11 protein-coding genes are annotated in these 16,999 nt (G+C 41.2%); 4 read left to right on the top strand and 7 right to left on the bottom strand.

The window, feature by feature from the left end; translation table 11 throughout:
* Nucleotides 1-59 precede the first annotated feature (59 nt).
* A complete protein-coding gene (trpS, locus tag ID165_RS06800) occupies nucleotides 60-1,034 on the top strand; it encodes a tryptophan--tRNA ligase (protein WP_192349611.1) in 975 nt (324 codons plus the stop codon).
* A 303-nt stretch (nucleotides 1,035-1,337) separates the two neighbouring features.
* Here trpS and ID165_RS06795 read toward each other — a convergent pair whose 3' ends face one another.
* From ID165_RS06795 to ID165_RS06765, 7 genes are all read right to left on the bottom strand, one after another.
* Nucleotides 1,338-2,912 (bottom strand): PKD domain-containing protein, encoded by a 1,575-nt coding sequence (locus tag ID165_RS06795; protein WP_192349610.1) that lies wholly within the window; start codon nucleotides 2,910-2,912, stop codon nucleotides 1,338-1,340.
* Between the two features lie 217 nt (nucleotides 2,913-3,129).
* Entirely contained in the window at nucleotides 3,130-3,921 is a 792-nt protein-coding gene (locus ID165_RS06790; protein ID WP_192349609.1) for an SDR family NAD(P)-dependent oxidoreductase, read from the bottom strand.
* A gap of 54 nt (nucleotides 3,922-3,975) precedes the next feature.
* A complete protein-coding gene (locus ID165_RS06785; protein WP_192349608.1) occupies nucleotides 3,976-4,557 on the bottom strand; it encodes a TetR/AcrR family transcriptional regulator in 582 nt (193 codons plus the stop codon).
* A 243-nt stretch (nucleotides 4,558-4,800) separates the two neighbouring features.
* Nucleotides 4,801-5,511, bottom strand: a complete 711-nt coding sequence (locus ID165_RS06780) for a hypothetical protein (RefSeq protein WP_192349607.1) — start codon at nucleotides 5,509-5,511, stop codon at nucleotides 4,801-4,803.
* 499 nt (nucleotides 5,512-6,010) lie between these two features.
* Nucleotides 6,011-6,481, bottom strand: coding sequence for a DUF4625 domain-containing protein (locus tag ID165_RS06775; protein ID WP_192349606.1), 471 nt, complete (start codon nucleotides 6,479-6,481; stop codon nucleotides 6,011-6,013).
* A gap of 35 nt (nucleotides 6,482-6,516) precedes the next feature.
* Nucleotides 6,517-8,772: a TonB-dependent receptor gene (locus ID165_RS06770; RefSeq protein ID WP_225587016.1), complete on the bottom strand. Its 2,256-nt coding sequence runs from the start codon at nucleotides 8,770-8,772 to the stop codon at nucleotides 6,517-6,519.
* A gap of 289 nt (nucleotides 8,773-9,061) precedes the next feature.
* Nucleotides 9,062-9,547 (bottom strand): PAS domain-containing protein, encoded by a 486-nt coding sequence (locus ID165_RS06765; RefSeq protein WP_192349605.1) that lies wholly within the window; start codon nucleotides 9,545-9,547, stop codon nucleotides 9,062-9,064.
* Nucleotides 9,548-9,892: 345 nt separating this feature from the next.
* Here ID165_RS06765 and ID165_RS06760 point away from each other — a divergent pair, with 345 nt between their 5' ends.
* From ID165_RS06760 to ID165_RS06750, 3 genes are all read left to right on the top strand, one after another.
* Nucleotides 9,893-10,507 (top strand): DUF4230 domain-containing protein, encoded by a 615-nt coding sequence (locus tag ID165_RS06760; protein ID WP_192349604.1) that lies wholly within the window; start codon nucleotides 9,893-9,895, stop codon nucleotides 10,505-10,507.
* Nucleotides 10,508-10,721: 214 nt separating this feature from the next.
* Nucleotides 10,722-13,592: a triple tyrosine motif-containing protein gene (locus tag ID165_RS06755; protein ID WP_192349603.1), complete on the top strand. Its 2,871-nt coding sequence runs from the start codon at nucleotides 10,722-10,724 to the stop codon at nucleotides 13,590-13,592.
* Nucleotides 13,593-13,868: 276 nt separating this feature from the next.
* Nucleotides 13,869-16,982, top strand: coding sequence for a TonB-dependent receptor (locus ID165_RS06750; protein WP_192349602.1), 3,114 nt, complete (start codon nucleotides 13,869-13,871; stop codon nucleotides 16,980-16,982).
* The last annotated feature ends 17 nt before the right edge of the window (nucleotides 16,983-16,999 follow it).

Genomic DNA, 16,999 nt, shown 5'->3' with positions numbered 1-16,999 from the left:
ACGCATAATTTCAAACGTATTATAGGCTGATTTACTTAATTTGCATCAAAATCAGACCAATGGCAAGAGTATTAACAGGCATTCAAAGTAGCGGAAGACCTCACATGGGAAATATTCTCGGTGCGATCGTCCCTGCAATCGAATTGATCAAAGAAAACAAAGAAGAATCTTTCATTTTTATTGCGGATCTACACTCCCTCACCACTTCCAAAGACGGTGAGCTCCGCAAGCAAAACACGCTAGCAGTGGCTGCTGCTTGGCTGGCTTTTGGCTTAGACATAGCCCATACTACCTTCTACCGTCAATCCAGAAGACCGGAAGTAACAGAACTCGCCTGGTATTTAAACTGCTTTACTCCTTTTCCCATGCTGGCAAATGCACATAGCTTCAAGGACAAAGCCGAAAAACTGTCGGATGTAAATGCCGGCCTGTTTACCTACCCGGTATTGATGGCTGCGGATATTTTACTGTATTCAGCTGACTTGGTTCCTGTGGGAAAAGACCAGATGCAGCATTTGGAGATGACCCGGGATATCGCTTCCACATTCAACAGAATAGTGGGAGAAGATATCCTGACTATTCCTGAAGCCCGGATCGATGAGGCAGTAAAGACAATTCCGGGAACGGATGGGCAGAAAATGAGCAAGTCGTACAATAACTTTATCGATATTTTCCTTCCAGAAAAAGCACTTAAGAAAAATGTCAACAGCATCGTGACTGATAGCAAGGAATTGGAAGAGCCAAAAGATCCCGAGACTGATAATGTATTTAAACTCTACAGTCTTATAGCTACCGAAGAGCAAACTCAACAAATGAGAGTAAACTACAAGGGCGGAAACTATGGTTATGGCCATGCCAAAAAGGAACTTCTGGGGCTGATTCTCGATAAGTATAGAGAGGAGCGTGAACTATTTGACTTCTACATGAATCATCCTGAAGAAATCGAGATAAAGCTGGCCTCAGGCGAAGAAAAAGCTAAAGCTGTAGGAGCTGAGATTTTGGATAAAGTAAGAGTGAAGTTGGGCTTTAAATAATTATTACGGCGACACTACACGCTCTTCGGGATTTACAATCCCATAGTTCTATCCCAGAATTTGTAATCAGAATAAAAAAGCTCCGCTATATGGAGCTTTTTCCATTTCCAACCCTTCAATTGCCAGTTTGGAAATATTCAGTGATATGACAAAATACAACTCAAAAACCTCGTTGAATATTTCTTTTTAGTTTTTAAGGTGTTGTAGCGAAAAACAAAAACTAGGCTATTAACAATTATGAGACAGCCTAGTTAGAAAAATCTCATCCATACCTGTTATTGATTTAATCTATTATCACTAAAACTACCAATGGATCAAATGAATACTATCTACTTTATTCCCCAAGTGAATCCTTAAAGTCAAGTGACCTTTTGGCAAATTTTGAAAAATTTCCTTAAGATTAATGGCTTCGGAGAGTGAAGTTTGGAGGGTCATGGATTGAAAATAGGTTCCTAAGCTAAAAACATCAATAGTTAAAGGCCCTTGATTTGGTTTTACAACCCCTAAATATTTAAGGAATATATCTCTATTCAAGGAAGGGTTAGGATAAACTATCCATGGATTTTCAACCTCAACAACTTCTTTTTTAAACATTTTTACAATGCTATAATCAATTTCTCTATCAGATTTCCTCACAACCCGATAATAGAGCGTATTCTCCAATACAGGTATAGAATTATCCGAGAATGAATAAACTTCTGTTTCTCTGCCTGAATTTATTTTGGGAACACTTCCGATACGGACAAAATTTGAGATATCACCCGAACTTCGTTCAACTTCAAAATAATAGTCCTCCTCAGTGGTGGTGACCTCCCATCTGATATTGACTGCTGACCTGTCTACGGAAAGGTGCATTGATATCCAAAAAGAGCTAAGTACCTGTGCTATATCCAACTCATAAGTCACCATTTGAGCGCATCCATTTTGATCAGTAACGACAAGGGTGTAAAAACCATTGCTTAAATCGAAAATATCTCTTGAAGTACTTGTAAACCCGTTTGGGCCGGTCCAATAAAAAATATAAGGTTCCGTTCCCCCTGTGACACTTTCAACATAAATAATCCCTGAACTATCATCGATTTTAGTGGGAAAAATAGTCACCCGTATACCGAAGTTGGGGTCGATGTAGATTTCCTTCACAATGGTAGTGATGGAAGTTCCATCATCTACTGTCAGCGTAATGGGAAAAGTACCTGAACTTGGGAAATTGAACAAAGGATTTTCCAGCATGGAATCAGTAATTCCATCCTCATCAAAATCCCATGAATAGCTATAATTGAATGGAGGGGTTCCACCAATGGTTTGACTGGAGAACTGAATGGTGGTATTGCATACCCCATTGCTCTCAAAATCAAACTTGGGGAATAGAGGAACAGCTGCGGTGAATCCTTGGGGATTACTATAGCATTGGGAATTAGTTTTAGTCGGATCTTTAATCGTACAGGTACTCTCAGGCTTAGCCGAACCTGTATCCCAGTGGATAAATACATTTCTGATGTCTATGACATCTCCCCAGTTCCAGATCAAATCCCTTACCCTAATCCAAACTCCCTGAACTGCCTGAATCCCCGAAAAAAGGCATTCTTGTTGATTAGCTTGAGTCAAAACCCCATCAGCATATATATCGAAGTAAAAACTCAAATTATAGCCGTTGGTAGAAGCTCCTCCCAACATAATCCACAATTCCCCATTTACCACTTCGCCCAGCTCGTAATCGTCTGTGACTGAAAACTGATTTCCATTTTCATCGCGCAACTCAAAACCTGATACTGTGAAATTATTTTGGGTGCATTGTCCAAAAAGCAAAAACGGATTACCCACTGTCAGCAAGAACAAAGCAATTGATAAAGTATGCTTAAAGTTAAATGTAAATTTCATTAGACCATTTTGCACTATGGAATCCAAATTTAGCCTAAATAGCGGAATGTTCTTACAAACATGATTTTTTTGTATTTGTATCGATTGAGCAAATTTTCATTAAACAACACAATAAGGACCATTGAAAACCCGAAAACACTTCCTTTCTCTGTAATTCCTAAGCAAATAACAGCATCAGCTCAAAGCAAATCATATCTGCCAAACAGACAAATTCCCTTTACAGTTGCTTCAATACCCCACCATCTGCTCTTACACAAGCCCCGTTGGTGGCAATGGATAAGGGACTAGCCAAATATGCAGCCAACACAGCAATTTCAGACGGCTCTATAAAACGCTGCATCAGGGAATCCGGATTGCTATGCTGCATAATACCGGACTTCATTTGACTCACGGTTACATTTTGAGCACGGGCAATCTGTTGCACTGTTGCCGCAACTCCATCAGAATAGGTCGGCCCTCCCAAAATGGTATTGACCGTCACTCCTGTACCTTTGGTAAGTTTGGAAAGTCCGTTACCTACTGCCATTATCGCTGCCTTGGTCATTCCATAATGGATCATATCAGCAGGCACATTCACGCCGGATTCGCTGCTGATAAAAACAACGCGTCCGAAATTCCGCTCCAACATCCCCGGTAAAAGATGTCTGGACAATCTCACACCGCTCAGTACGTTTACATTGAAAATGGTTATCCAATCCGCATCCGGGATTTCCCCAAATGGCTTAAGTTCAAAGATTCCTACGTTGTTGACCAGTATATCAATGTCTTTCAACCCCTTCAGCAATAAATCCACAGCTTCAGAATCTGAAAAATCAGCCGGCATTCCTGAAACGGATCCATGGGGAAATTCATGCATCAACTTTTCTACCGCATTATTCAGCTTTTCTTCATCTCTTCCATTGATCACCACATCAGCCCCTTCATTTAACAGTTGCCTCGCAATCGCAAAACCAATGCCCTGTGTGGAACCGCTGATAAATGCTCTTTTTGATTTCAATTGTAAGTCCATAAGTTTGCTCTATTGTTATTTTTGTATTGATCATTCCATTAATAGTGAAAAAAATTAGCTGATCACAGCTAATTGCATTTCTATTTGTTGCTGAAGGATATTCTTATCCGGATACATCCGCCGTAGTGTATTTAATCCACACCAAAATGTGATAAGGTATTTCCCCAGAATCACAGGATCAGTTTGATTGCTGATGCTTTTCAGCTTCTGAGCCTTCCGGATAGTATCTGCAAACATGTGCTCTACCTCTTTCAGGATATTTACCGCCTCCAGCTCCAAATCATCGTCGACGTGGGTCATCTCCACCACTGAATTGGCAATTATACAGCCGTTCAGATGAGTTTCTTCGGTTGCTTCTGCAATACTTCTAAAAAAGTTTTTGATCAAATCGAGCGGTGATTCGCTTTGCTCAAGTTCCCGCTTGAAGCTCTCAAATGCCTCCTTCCTCTGGAGCAATGCCTTACGAAATATCTCTTTTTTACCCCCTTTAAACGTATTGTAAAAACTTCCACTGCCAATCCCTGTTCCCTTCAGTAGATCTCCCAGGGATGTAGCTGTATAACCTTTTTTCCAAAAGATTTCCTGTGTCTTTAAGATCAACTCCTCATGGGTGCGAAGTGTAGGCCTACCTCTCATCTTATTTTTGTATTGAACAATACAAAAATAATGAGTCCACCAATTGAAACAAATTAAATTCTCATTTTTCAAAAATTGCATTATCCTTATAAACGACCGGTAATCCTTATCGACCAAATTATGTATATCGATAAATCAATTAGAATCCCCAGTATGCTCTTGAATAATCCTCAAATATAAAAAGCTGCCCGGGATCCCCAGACAGCTTTTTCAAATTCTAACCAATTCTCTAATATGTATTGCTCAATGATCGTGCTCATGTTCAGCGTGGATTTCAAAGTCTAATGTCAAAACATCTTTCCCTGCGAACTTACTAGTGTAGTCGCTGGAATTCCAGTCAGTTCTTTCCACCAACCCCTTTGTCTCAGGACTATCAAACTCTCTCAAAATGTATGAAATCATAATTGTTCCTCCCTCATTAGCCTCACCGATGGTAAAATAGCTTAAGATGCCTGTGGTTTCGTATTTCCCGGATACAGCAGTTTCATCCCCGTAAGTCTGCTCTCTAGGCTGGAAAATTGCCCCTGTTTCATCATCTGTATCAGGATTGAGGATCAAATCTCCACCTACTAAGAATGCTTTGTAAAGATCAGCAGTGGCTTTATCCTTTAAGAAATCACCTTCTACACGGTTGCCCTGATAATCCCATGCCTGTAATTCAAGCTTATAAATACCATCGGGATCTAGATGCAAATGTCCGCCCGAAACGGCATTGCCCTCCGCATCAAATTCTACCGTAAAAGATTCACCTTCAGTAGCTGAACCGATCCCATGGAAGTGGTCACCATGTGCTCCCAAATCATCCCCACCCGATATTTCAGTGAAAACCAAACTGGATTTTTGTATGCCTTCCAATACCACGGGATCCGGATCATCGTCATCGGAACAGGAAAATGCCAAAAAGGAAACTGCTGCAAGCACAGGCAATAAGATTCTTCTATTAGACTGTATCATAAATAATCTAGCGGTAATTAAATGTTTGTGTTTGTTTAATCAGATCTGAATCATAAATATACAACATTGTTGCATATTAGTAGATCAATCATGCAATAATGTTGCGTTAAATTTAACTAGGGCTTGCTGAAAAAGTCTCAGGTATGCCAGCTTCAAGGCGGCCGAGTGAAGATGTGTGGGTATACCTCGGATGAGGCCAACGCAGAAGATGGTAGGACTGAGACTAGCTTGAAAATCCCGGTACTGGCATTTTCTGATGCATAAAGACCTATTGTGGCCAATACCCCTGCACGCGCTGAAAAACCGTTCGCATCAAAAATGAGTTAGTAATTCAAAATGATAGCTTTTGATCTATTACTGACGTTTTTCAGCATGCTCTAACTAGTAGGACACATGAAAGTTTAGACCGGTTATACGGGCTTTCAAATTCACTGTGTATCCGATTTTCTATTGCGGAGTAAGCCAAATCGTCAAAAGATTTGATGTTTTTTTATCATCATTAATCTATTTTGATACTTATGCCCCTGATAGTCTGCCAGCCTTCCTTATCTGTCAACTTGATCATAAAGTGGTAGTCGCCGGGATCTATATCCTCTGGAATTTCCAATTCTTCGCTGGCTCTAAAAGCGCTTTGGCCAGATGGTATAGAAAAGCCTTCTATCACCAACCACGGGTTAACAGGTGTTTTGACCGGCTCCATTTGGCAGTCATTTACCTCCGTACTATGGGTATGGTGGTCAAAATTGTGATGGATGTCCAAACTGTAACTTCCCAGTTCAAAATTATCCCTAAACTGAGCCTCAAAAGACAGGGTTTCGCCACGTTGAAAAACTGCGCATTGTGCCGGCGATGCTTCAGCAAAATCCATAGAAATTGATGGTGGCCGGGTGTCTATTTCATCTTCATTTCCAGCGCAGGACATGAACATCAGCGAAAGAAGAGCAGCTCCTATTAGGGATGTAATTTTCATAATGTATTAAGTTGGTTTATAAACTGATTGAATTCTCAAAACTGATAGTTGAAAGAAAGAGTAATGTTCCTTCCTTGTTCAGGCAGATCTATCAGCCTGTAAAAACTCGTATGGTTTAGGTAGTGGTTATTGAAGAGATTTTGTATTTGGATATCGACCTGTATGTTCCGATTGGCTATGGCTACATTAGATCCCATCCGCACATTGATCAACTGATAGCCCGGAGTTATTTTCTCAGGAGGAACTATGTTGGTCTGCTTGGCTGTAAGTCTGTAATCCAACGCCAAATAAGGAGACTTGAATGCACTCTGCAGATTAGGCTTATAGGTCAAGTTCAATACAGCTGAGGGTGGCGGAGAAAATGGCAAAGTGTACCCTTTCTTGTCTCCCGCGAGTTGCTTGCCGTAAACGTATTCTCCAAGCAATTCTGTACTCAGCACCGGAGTTAACTGATAAGTAGCATTGATCTCAGCTCCATATCTGAACACCTCACTTTGGGTGTAATTGAACACCTGATTTCCGGCACCGTATAAATAATCATGCTCAAAAGAAGGGTTTAGGTAAATATAATTGGGAAAATAGTTTAGGAATGGGCTAAAACTCACACTCCAATTCTCCTTGGTGAGCTCAGTTCCCAAGTCCAGCTGAAAAGAGCGCTCAGGTGATAGCTCAGCATTCCCTCTTTCGTATCTGAAATAATGGTAATTTACGCCGTTTGCAGCAAGTTCTTTCGCTATAGGCGTACGGAAACTCGTTCCGGCATTGCCTTTAAAGCTAAAATCTCCGGGCACATAATTAAAACCCACGGACCAAACCAAGCTATTGAAATTTCTCTTGAAATCCTCCGCCCTATTCAGGTAGTCGGGATTCCCGCTCTGATTGGGATCCTTTACGCTTGGGAACCAATCACGGTATTCGAACACATGAATACGACTATGGTCATAGCGTAAGGCACCGGTAAGCTGCCATAGGGGGGTTATCTTATATTTATCAACTGCATAGAATCCATAGCTGAATTGCTCAAAAGCAGGAATCAAAAAACCCCAGCCGCCAATGGCATTATTTTGATATTCTGCACTTGCGCCAAAGGACAGCGTGTGATTACTCAAAAATAGCTCATCTCTCAGATTGAGGGAAAAAACTTCTTTGTCAAAAGCTCTTTCCAGCGTGGAAGAATAAGCCATTTCCGAAGGATAGATAGGAGGCATGTATCCATGGTTGACGTATTGACTCCACTCTTTGCGGTCATTTCGCTGATAGCCCAGATCCAGCTCAAGCAAGTTGTTGCCCAAGGAATAACTCAATTTATTGATAAGCTTGAGATGCTCTACTTCCTGGTACGGCAAGAGGACATCTCTATCGGAACGGTCATGAAGATCCGTATCCACTTGTCGGGGCTCCAGACCATGTGCATTGGCAAAAAAACCTGACTTGCTCCTCACTCTGGACATAGAAAGCGTATTTCGGAGATGCTCACCGATGTACCCCACTCTACCTGAAAAATTGAATTCATTCCCCGCTGTGTTCCGTACTTTATTTCCATGTAGGGCTACTCCAAAATCATACACAAATACCGAATCCGTAGGAATTTTAAAGTCTGCATAGGTTGCATAGGTGAGTCTGCCATCTACGAACCATTTATTCTTTCTTGCAAGCAGATTAACTGAACCTCCTAGCCATGCATTATTGCTTTTGGCTCCCAAATCTACAGAACCACCTATTCCATCTTCGCTTGGAGCCGGTTTCTCACTGATATCCACTACTCCGGCAATTGCATCAGAGCCATATTTGAATGAAACCGGTCCTTTTATAATCATCACCTGATCAGCAGCATATTGGTCTATTTCCAGCCCATGATCTGCTCCCCATTGTTGACCTTCATGCTTGATGCCATTTTCTACCACCATCACCTGATTAAAACCAAGACCACGGATCAGCGGCTTGGATGCCCCCGACCCTATGCCTATTGTGCTCACTCCCGGAAGTCTCTCCAGTGATTTCATCAGGCTTCCTCCCCTATTTTCCCGGATGAATTTCTGCTTTACGAAATCAACATTGGTCGATTCCTCATTTCTCAATTGTCTTGCTCTCTGCTCACTCAATAAAAATTCCTCCAGCTCCATGACTCTGGAAGCCGCTGAATCCTTTGGGATAGTATCCAAGGATGGCTTATCCGAAAAACCAACCAACGGGCGGTATTCAAATTGATCATCCTGGTAGAATCTTTCAGTGTTAAATTCAATTATAGAAAATAGGAATAAACCCGTGAAAGCGGGAATACACAATAGCATGGCGTATTAATTTGCAATTATATTGCAAATATAATCTCATCAATCCATGAAACAATGTTGCATTTGAGAAATTATCCCTTGGCATACTGTTTCAATTTAATTATCCAAATGCACTCTCGACTATGCATGGGTTGCTAATTTTCTGCTTGATGAATCGCAGGTATATCCTCACTATAGTAGTCTGATTCTTGGATTAGGTATAGACTTCGACTTAGCATCGTGACATACACACATCTTATAAATAAGGTATTCCGTTAAAATCTAACTTGATTCCAAGTTAGCTCCATCTCTAAGAAGCCAATACTATTTCCCTTTCCAATGCTAAAAAATGGGTGATTCCACGGGTTGAATGGATTAATGGAATTATAGAAATATGGCATGCATATTCTTCCCCGCTTTTCCGATAATTGATTACCGATTCCGTAATACTCCTTCCAGCTGCCAGACCTTCCCGAATTCTTCGTTTTACATTCTCCGACGTTTTCACTCCTTGAAGAAAAGTAGGTTTTTTCCCTATGGCAAATTCCGGCGTATATCCTGTCATTGTATGAAAGTCTTGATTTACCCAGAGGATTTGCTGATTAGAATCTGTCAATACAAGTGTCTGATAACCTGCCATCAGCTCCTTATTCAAATCCACTTGCCAATGATGTAGCTCGGAAAACCCCTCAAGGGCCTCAAGGTCTTTTGCCTTTTTGGCTCTAATTCCACTCACAGGACTACTGATATCCCAACTCATCAACGGAGCAAATTTCTCAATTTTATTATTCTTCATAATAAGGATAAAATCATTTAGAGCAGAAATTGTTTAACTACATCGGTAATTTACAATTCCCTTAGATGATTCAAGTAGTATTAACCTGTTGTTTCCCCCGGAAATAAAAATGGACGAACAATGTAGATTGACAGAGAATCAAGCTAATTCCAACATTTTGTACGGACAAAAACCAAATAAATAAAGTCTACGCAGAGAAATCGAGAATGTAAATCGACAATTACCGTATGGTGGGATCAAATGGTACATGAGTCAGAAACAATTTCCATTCGTCAAATCAAGATATCCTTAGGAAAACAAATTTCGTAGCTTACCTTATCTTTGACTCACACTTCGATTTCAATTATGAATAGATTTTTCCTGGGATTTATTGCAGCTCTTCTGGTTATGGCTGGTCTATGGTTATTTGTAGATAAAAAAGACGGCCAAGAAAAGCTCAATGCCAACTCGGCCATGATACAGGAACAAATCCAAAATGTAGGTAAACTGATTGTGACAGAAGGTTATTATTCTCAGGTTTTTACTTATCGCAATTCCCAAAAACTGTTTCTCGATCTTGTGAGTGCCAATAAAAAAGCCTTAATAGTGGCAAAGGCAAAAGCCACCGTGGAGTACGATCTGAGGAAACTGGAAACAAGAATAGATCAGAATTCTAAAACTCTCACTATCGTGAGAATTCCCGATCCTGTGGTGAATATCTATCCTGAATTCGACTATTATGATGTGACACAGGACTTTTTAAACCAATTTGAAGCCAACGATTACAACAAAATCAAAACCAGTATAACCAAACAGTTTCGAGATAAAATTGAAGCTTCGGGTCTCAAAGATGATGCGCAGGAACGCCTGATAAGTGAACTTCTAACTATTTATGTCTTGACAAAATCGTTGGGATGGAACTTGGTATACAATGAAACTGTCATAGAAAATCCCGATCAAATGGAGAACTTGGCCCGTTGATTAGCTATTTACCCGTAATTACTAGTCTACCTAGTGTTTGGAAATTGATAAAAGTCAAGCAATGGATGGGATTGAATTTAAACTCCCCGCAGTCTGAAAATATTTAATAAACTTGCGCACAAGATCAGGAAAACAGATTTACAGCGATACTAGCATCAGTTGGGAATCAGAGTAAATCTAACAACAACTAAACCCAACTATTTAATTATATTAAATGAAAAATGTCCTATTGACATTTATTTTACTTATTTTCTTTTCACGTTCTGTCTATCCACAAGCTGAACTGGCGTCTCCCAAGATCAAGAATTTCACCAATAAGACATATCAGGCAGGGCTTCAGAATTGGGGTGCAACCCAGGATGAAAAAGGAGTTATTTACTTTGGCAACAATGAAGGTTTGCTTACTTTCAACGGAAACTTCTGGGAGCTTTACCAGCTTCCCAACAAAACCATCATTCGTTCCGCAAAATTCGATTCCAATAACCGTCTCTTTGTCGGAGGACAGGATGAAATAGGATATTTTCAGGCAGCTTCAAACGGCCAATTGAATTTCCATTCACTGAAACATCTTCTCCCTGAACGTGCCAGAAGCTTTTCCGATATCTGGCAGATCGTAAATCGTGGTGATGAGTTCTTTTTTCTTGAGCACAACAGAATTTATCATTTCAAAGATGAAGTAATGCATGTATTCACTTCTGAGACAGAATGGCTGTATTTAGGTGTAGTAAATGACAAAGTATATGCCCAGGACAAAGAAATGGGGCTAATGGAGTTCTCAAATGGAATTTGGAAAAAAGCACTAAAATCTCAGGCTACCACATTTCCCCATATTGTCAGCATACTTCCATTTGACTCTGATAATTTACTTATTACTACCCTATCCCATGGAATATATCTTTTAGATGCAAATGGACTAAAACCTTTCACCACTGAAATAGACGAATTGCTTAGGAAAAGTTGGGTAAACACCGTCACCCAAATCGATTCTGAAACTTATGCCATAGGAACCAAGTCCTCTGGAGTTCTGATAATGGACATTGAAGGCAAAACGATACAACAATTCACTATTGCCCAAGGATTACAAACTAACAATGTACGAAGTATTTATGTAGACAAAGACTTTGGCTTATGGATTGGACTGGATGATGGGATAGATTACATAGATTTCCAAAATCCGATCAAAGAAATTCAGCCCGATGCAGACAAGCGCGTATCAGGCTATACGGCCATAAGCTATAAAGACCAGCTATATCTAGGCACTTCGGATGGACTTTACAAATTTACTCTTTCCTCAAAAATCAAGGATTTGAGTTTCGCTAAAGGAGAATTTACTTTAATTCAAGGATCAGAAGGACAAGTCTGGAAAATACAAGAAATCAATGACCGTTTACTTATGGGCCATGAAAATGGTGCTTTTGAAATTGTGGAGGATCGTACCAAAGCTATTTTCAATCATACCGGAGCGTGGGTTTTTCAGCCGGCTACTGCTATCTATCCAAGTTCGAAAATCTACGTTGGAACTTATACAGGTATGCAGCTTCTTTCGGAAAATAACACTACGTTAGAAAACCTGGGGGCTATAGGTGAACTCTCTGAATCTCTCCGGTTTTTGAAGATGCAATTCAATACAGGTGAACTCTGGGGTTCCCATCCCTATAGAGGCATCTACCGCCAGGAGCTTTCAGATAATTTCTTGAACGTTATCAAAACCTCGACCTACACAGCGGTAGACGGTTTGCCCTCAGATCTTTACAATTATGCCTTTCAGGTGAAGAACAGAATCCTTATAGCTACAGAATCAGGAATCTACGAATTCGACCAAAAGACAGCGGGGTTCAGGCAATCAGATATTTTCAAAGGAGTGCTCAGAGGAATGAGTATTCAATACCTGCAAGAAGACCAAGAAGGCAACGTATGGTTTGTGTCCAATAAAAGAATCGGAGTCATCGATTTCAGCATGCCTAATAATGAGCTGCCTTTTACACTAGTTTATTTGCCGGAACTTTCAGGAAAAGTCATAGGTGGCCATGAATTCATCTATCCAATTGACAAAAAAAATATATTGGTGGGTTCTAATAAAGGATTTTTCCACATTAATTATGAGCAGTACAGAAAGAGAATCAGTCGACCCAACAGCTGGATAGGGAAAGTAAGCCTTTTTGGCCAACAAGATACTGTAGTCTATACCATACAGGTTGGCAAGGAAGCCGAAAATGATATACAGGAATTCTCTCATACAATGAATTCCATTCACCTGGAATACACCTCCACTACATTTCGGCAGCTTGAAAACTTAGAATACAGTTATTTGCTTCGGGGATTTGACCAAGGTTGGAGTGAGTGGACAGATAGATTCGAAAAGGATTATACCAATCTGGGTGCAGGAACCTATACGTTCGAGGTAAAATCAAGGAACAATTTAGGAAATGAATCGGATATCGCTCGCTATACATTTAAAGTTTTGCCTGCATGGTACGAGACGGTATGGGCCTATGTTCTTTATTTTGTCTTATTGATAGGTACAGTTTATTGGTTCTTTACCAGACAGAATAAAAAGCATATCCTGGCACAGAAACACTTGAAGGACAAGCATAATTTGGCTCTGGAACGAACAGAGAAGGAAATCGTACAGCTAAGGAACGAAAAGTTACAAGCAGAAATCAACTATAAAAATCAAGAACTTGGCTCCACGACTATGCACTTGCTCCAGCGGGGGAAAGTTCTTACCAAAATCAAAGAAGAGCTTATGGCTGAAAGTGAATCTGAACTTAATGCCAAAAAAGTAATCAGACTGATCAATGAAGTAGAGCGAGGTGATGACGATTGGGATAGATTCGCCATACATTTTGATCATGTCCATTCCAATTTCCTTACAATCCTCAGAGGAAAATTCCCTACGCTCACAGCTAATGAACTAAAGCTATGTGCATTTGTGAAGATGAATCTCTCTTCCAAAGAAATTGCAGACCTTATGAGTATATCCTTGAAGGCGGTGGAAGTGGGTAGATATAGGCTTAGGAAAAAATTACAGATCAGCACTGAAGTGAATCTCCATGATTTCCTGATTGAGATTACAATTTCCTAAACCACTCTCGACAATTCGAGAACTTTTTTCCGGGTATTTATTTCACCCTTTGTTCAAACATTGCATCACTTATTCCCCAAGAAATTAAATGTAGTGGTCAAGTAGTGTATCAAAAGAGTCATTAACGAAGTTTTTAGAGTTTTTGTAGAGGTGATGTAGTGCTACGCTGTAGTGCTAATTTGAGTTGGGGTTAGCAGTTTTGACGGTTGTGAATCTACTGTTGAAAGTAGACTAGCATTTAGTTCATTTAGTCAACTTAACCTAAACCCATTTCTAATGGAAAGAAGAATCTTTACTATTTTCTTCTTTTCCTGTTTGTTGCTTTTGGCAAGCGTAGTGTATGCCCAACAAGTGAAAATTACAGGAAAAGTCACGCTTCAGTCAGATGGAGATATACTCCCTGGAGTGACAGTAATCGAAAAAGGGACCACAAATGGTGCCGTCACCGATATCAATGGTGATTACAGTATCAATGCCTCCACAGGAAGCACCTTAGTATTCAGTTTTCTTGGATTTGATTCCCAAGAAGTACCGGTGTCTAATCAATCAGTAATCAATGTACAATTAGCTGAATCCAGCAGTGATCTGGAAGAAGTGATTGTAGTAGGCTACGGTGTTCAGAAAAAGAGCGTAGTGACGGGAGCTATCTCTAGCGTAAAAGCTTCGGATTTGGAAAATATGCCAATCAACCGCGTAGAACAAGCTCTTCAAGGACGTACTTCCGGACTTACGGTGGCGGCTAGTTCTGGACAGCCAGGTGCTGCCTCTTCCATTAGGATCCGGGGCATAACCACCCTGGGGAATAACAATCCCCTATGGGTGGTGGACGGCGTGGTCGTGGATAATGGCGGAATCGGCTACCTCAACCAATCCGATATTGAATCCATTGAAGTGCTCAAAGATGCTTCGTCTCAGGCCATCTACGGAGCAAGAGCTGCCGCAGGGGTGATTTTGGTAACTACCAAAAAAGGAAAAGCAGGGGAAATCCGTGTAAACTACCATGGCTATTACGGTACCTCCGCTCCTGCAAAGAAGTTGGATCTTCTCAACGCGACAGATTACGCAACCTTGAGAAATGAGTCAGCCGTCAACGCAGGTAATAACCCTATCTTTAGCAACCCGGCCAGCTATGGTGAAGGAACCGACTGGCAGGATTTGATTTTCAACAACGATGCCCGTCGACAAAATCATGAAGTAAGTGTAAGCGGAGGAAATGAAGTTTCTACCTTCTATGCATCCTTTGGGCACTTGCAACAAGACGGTATTGTAGCTACAGATATTTCCAGCTACAAGAGAACTAACATACGCCTGAATTCGGAGCACAAACTGGCCAAATGGCTGACCATAGGCCAAAACCTGGGTTATGCCCATGACAAATCCATCGGGCTGGGAAATACAAATTCAGAATTTGGCGGGCCCTTGAGCTCTGCGATCAATCTGGATCCTATCACGCCGGCTGTAATCACCGACCCTGCTCTTGCTTCGCAGCCGCCATATACTTCCCCAAATGTGATCAGGGATCCTAACGGAAATCCTTACGGCATATCTACCATCGTGGGTCAAGAGATGGTTAATCCGCTGGCTTACATCCAAACAAGACTGGGGAATTATGGGTGGTCTGATAATATCGTGGGAAATGCCTATGCTGTAGCAGAACCTATTAAAGGATTGAAGTTCCGTTCCACATTGGGAGCGAAACTTTCTTACTGGGGAAATGAATCCTTTACACCGCTTTTTTATCTCAACGGATCCAACGTATCTAACCAAACGTCCTTTACCAGAAATCAAAGTAGAGGTTTCGACTGGAATCTGGAGAATACGGTGTCTTACACCAAAAGCATAGAAGATCATACCTTCACGGTATTGCTGGGGCAGGGAGCTTATTTGGACAATACTACAAGATCACTTGGTGTCACTTATTTCAATGTTCCTGCTGATAATTTTGACGACGCTTCATTGAATTACAATGTGCCCAGCGATCAGCGTGTTGCTACAGGTTCCGAAGGTTCGGGACACGCAGTAACTTCCCTCTTTGCAAGAGCCAACTACAACTTCAAAGAAAAATACCTACTGGAAGCGCTTGTCCGTCGTGACGGTTCTTCAAGATTCGGAGAGAATAACCGTTACGGCGTTTTCCCTTCATTCTCCGCAGGGTGGGTTGTCTCCCAGGAGAACTTCTGGCCAAGCAACAATGTCGTTGACTTCCTAAAAGTACGTGGTGGATACGGTGTGGTGGGAAATGACAACATCGGTGACTTTGCTTACTTGTCCACTATCGGGGGTGGCAGAAATTATACAATTGGTACAAATGGAAGTTATCTGATCGGATATAGCCCAAATGCGCCATCCAATCCTGATCTGAAGTGGGAACAAACAAGTCAAGCCAACATCGGCGTTGAGGCTACAGTTTTCGAAGACTTCAATGTGACGTTCGACATGTACAAAAAGGTCACCACCGGTATACTTCAAAACCCAAGAATCCCTTCCTATGTTGGAGCGATTTCCAATCCTGCTGCAAACGTTGCGGATATGGTAAACAAGGGAGTAGAACTTGAAGTCGGCTATAGAAAGCAACTTGGTAATCTCAATCTCGGTATGAGCGGAAACGTATCTTATCTGCACAATGAAGTGACTGATCTGGGTGCCAATATAGATTTTATTTCAGGTGGACAAAGCTTCCAGGCAAGCACCTACCCTATCACCCGAACCGGGTTGGGACAAGCGGCCAATTCTTTCTTTGGATTTCAGAAATTGGGAATTTTCCAGACTGAAGAGCAAGTGGCAAACTATGTGGATTCCAATGGCAATCAGATTTTGCCAAATGCCAAACCCGGCGATTTTATCTGGGCAGACTTGGATGGAGACGGACAGATCACCGAGAAAGACCGGACCTATATTGGAAACCCTACTCCTACTTGGTCCTACGGATTCACCGTGAATTTGGCTTATAAAGCCTTTGATTTGGTTCTCTTTGGACAGGGAGTAGCGGGAAACAAAGTATTCCAAGGCCTTAGAAGATTAGATATCGGAACTGCAAACTGGCAGACAGAAGCTCTTGGCAGATGGACAGAAGCCGGAGACAACAATTCCTATCCAAGGCTGGTAGATGGTGATCCTAACAAAAACTTCGGCAATCCATCGGATTTCTATTTGGAGGATGGATCTTACTTCCGCATCAAAACACTCCAATTCGGCTATACACTTCCTACTGCCATTGCAGGCAAAGTCGGCATGAAAAAGGCCAGAGTATATGTGATGAGCGAAAACTTGCTCACGCTCACCAAATACACAGGGTATGATCCCGAAATCGGCGGTGGGGTCATGAGCATTGACCGTGGTATTTATCCACAAGCCCGCTCGTTTATGGTCGGTGTAAATGTAGGTTTTTAATCAAAATTGACTCTAAT

The sequence above is a fragment of the Algoriphagus sp. Y33 genome, from assembly GCF_014838715.1.
Classification (GTDB): Bacteria; Bacteroidota; Bacteroidia; order Cytophagales; family Cyclobacteriaceae; genus Algoriphagus.
The sequence above is the reverse complement of the archived record's forward strand: the minus strand, read 5'-3'. Positions and strand labels throughout refer to the sequence as shown.

Coding starts and splice junctions, on each gene's coding strand:
- ID165_RS06765 (WP_192349605.1), bottom strand. CDS start 9,547: ATGAAGAATAATAAAATTGAGAAATTTGCTCCGTTGATGAGTTGGGAT.
- ID165_RS06755 (WP_192349603.1), top strand. CDS start 10,722: ATGAAAAATGTCCTATTGACATTTATTTTACTTATTTTCTTTTCACGT.
- ID165_RS06750 (WP_192349602.1), top strand. CDS start 13,869: ATGGAAAGAAGAATCTTTACTATTTTCTTCTTTTCCTGTTTGTTGCTT.
- ID165_RS06785 (WP_192349608.1), bottom strand. CDS start 4,557: ATGAGAGGTAGGCCTACACTTCGCACCCATGAGGAGTTGATCTTAAAG.
- ID165_RS06780 (WP_192349607.1), bottom strand. CDS start 5,511: ATGATACAGTCTAATAGAAGAATCTTATTGCCTGTGCTTGCAGCAGTT.
- ID165_RS06770 (WP_225587016.1), bottom strand. CDS start 8,772: ATGCTATTGTGTATTCCCGCTTTCACGGGTTTATTCCTATTTTCTATA.
- ID165_RS06795 (WP_192349610.1), bottom strand. CDS start 2,912: ATGAAATTTACATTTAACTTTAAGCATACTTTATCAATTGCTTTGTTC.
- ID165_RS06760 (WP_192349604.1), top strand. CDS start 9,893: ATGAATAGATTTTTCCTGGGATTTATTGCAGCTCTTCTGGTTATGGCT.
- ID165_RS06775 (WP_192349606.1), bottom strand. CDS start 6,481: ATGAAAATTACATCCCTAATAGGAGCTGCTCTTCTTTCGCTGATGTTC.
- trpS (WP_192349611.1), top strand. CDS start 60: ATGGCAAGAGTATTAACAGGCATTCAAAGTAGCGGAAGACCTCACATG.
- ID165_RS06790 (WP_192349609.1), bottom strand. CDS start 3,921: ATGGACTTACAATTGAAATCAAAAAGAGCATTTATCAGCGGTTCCACA.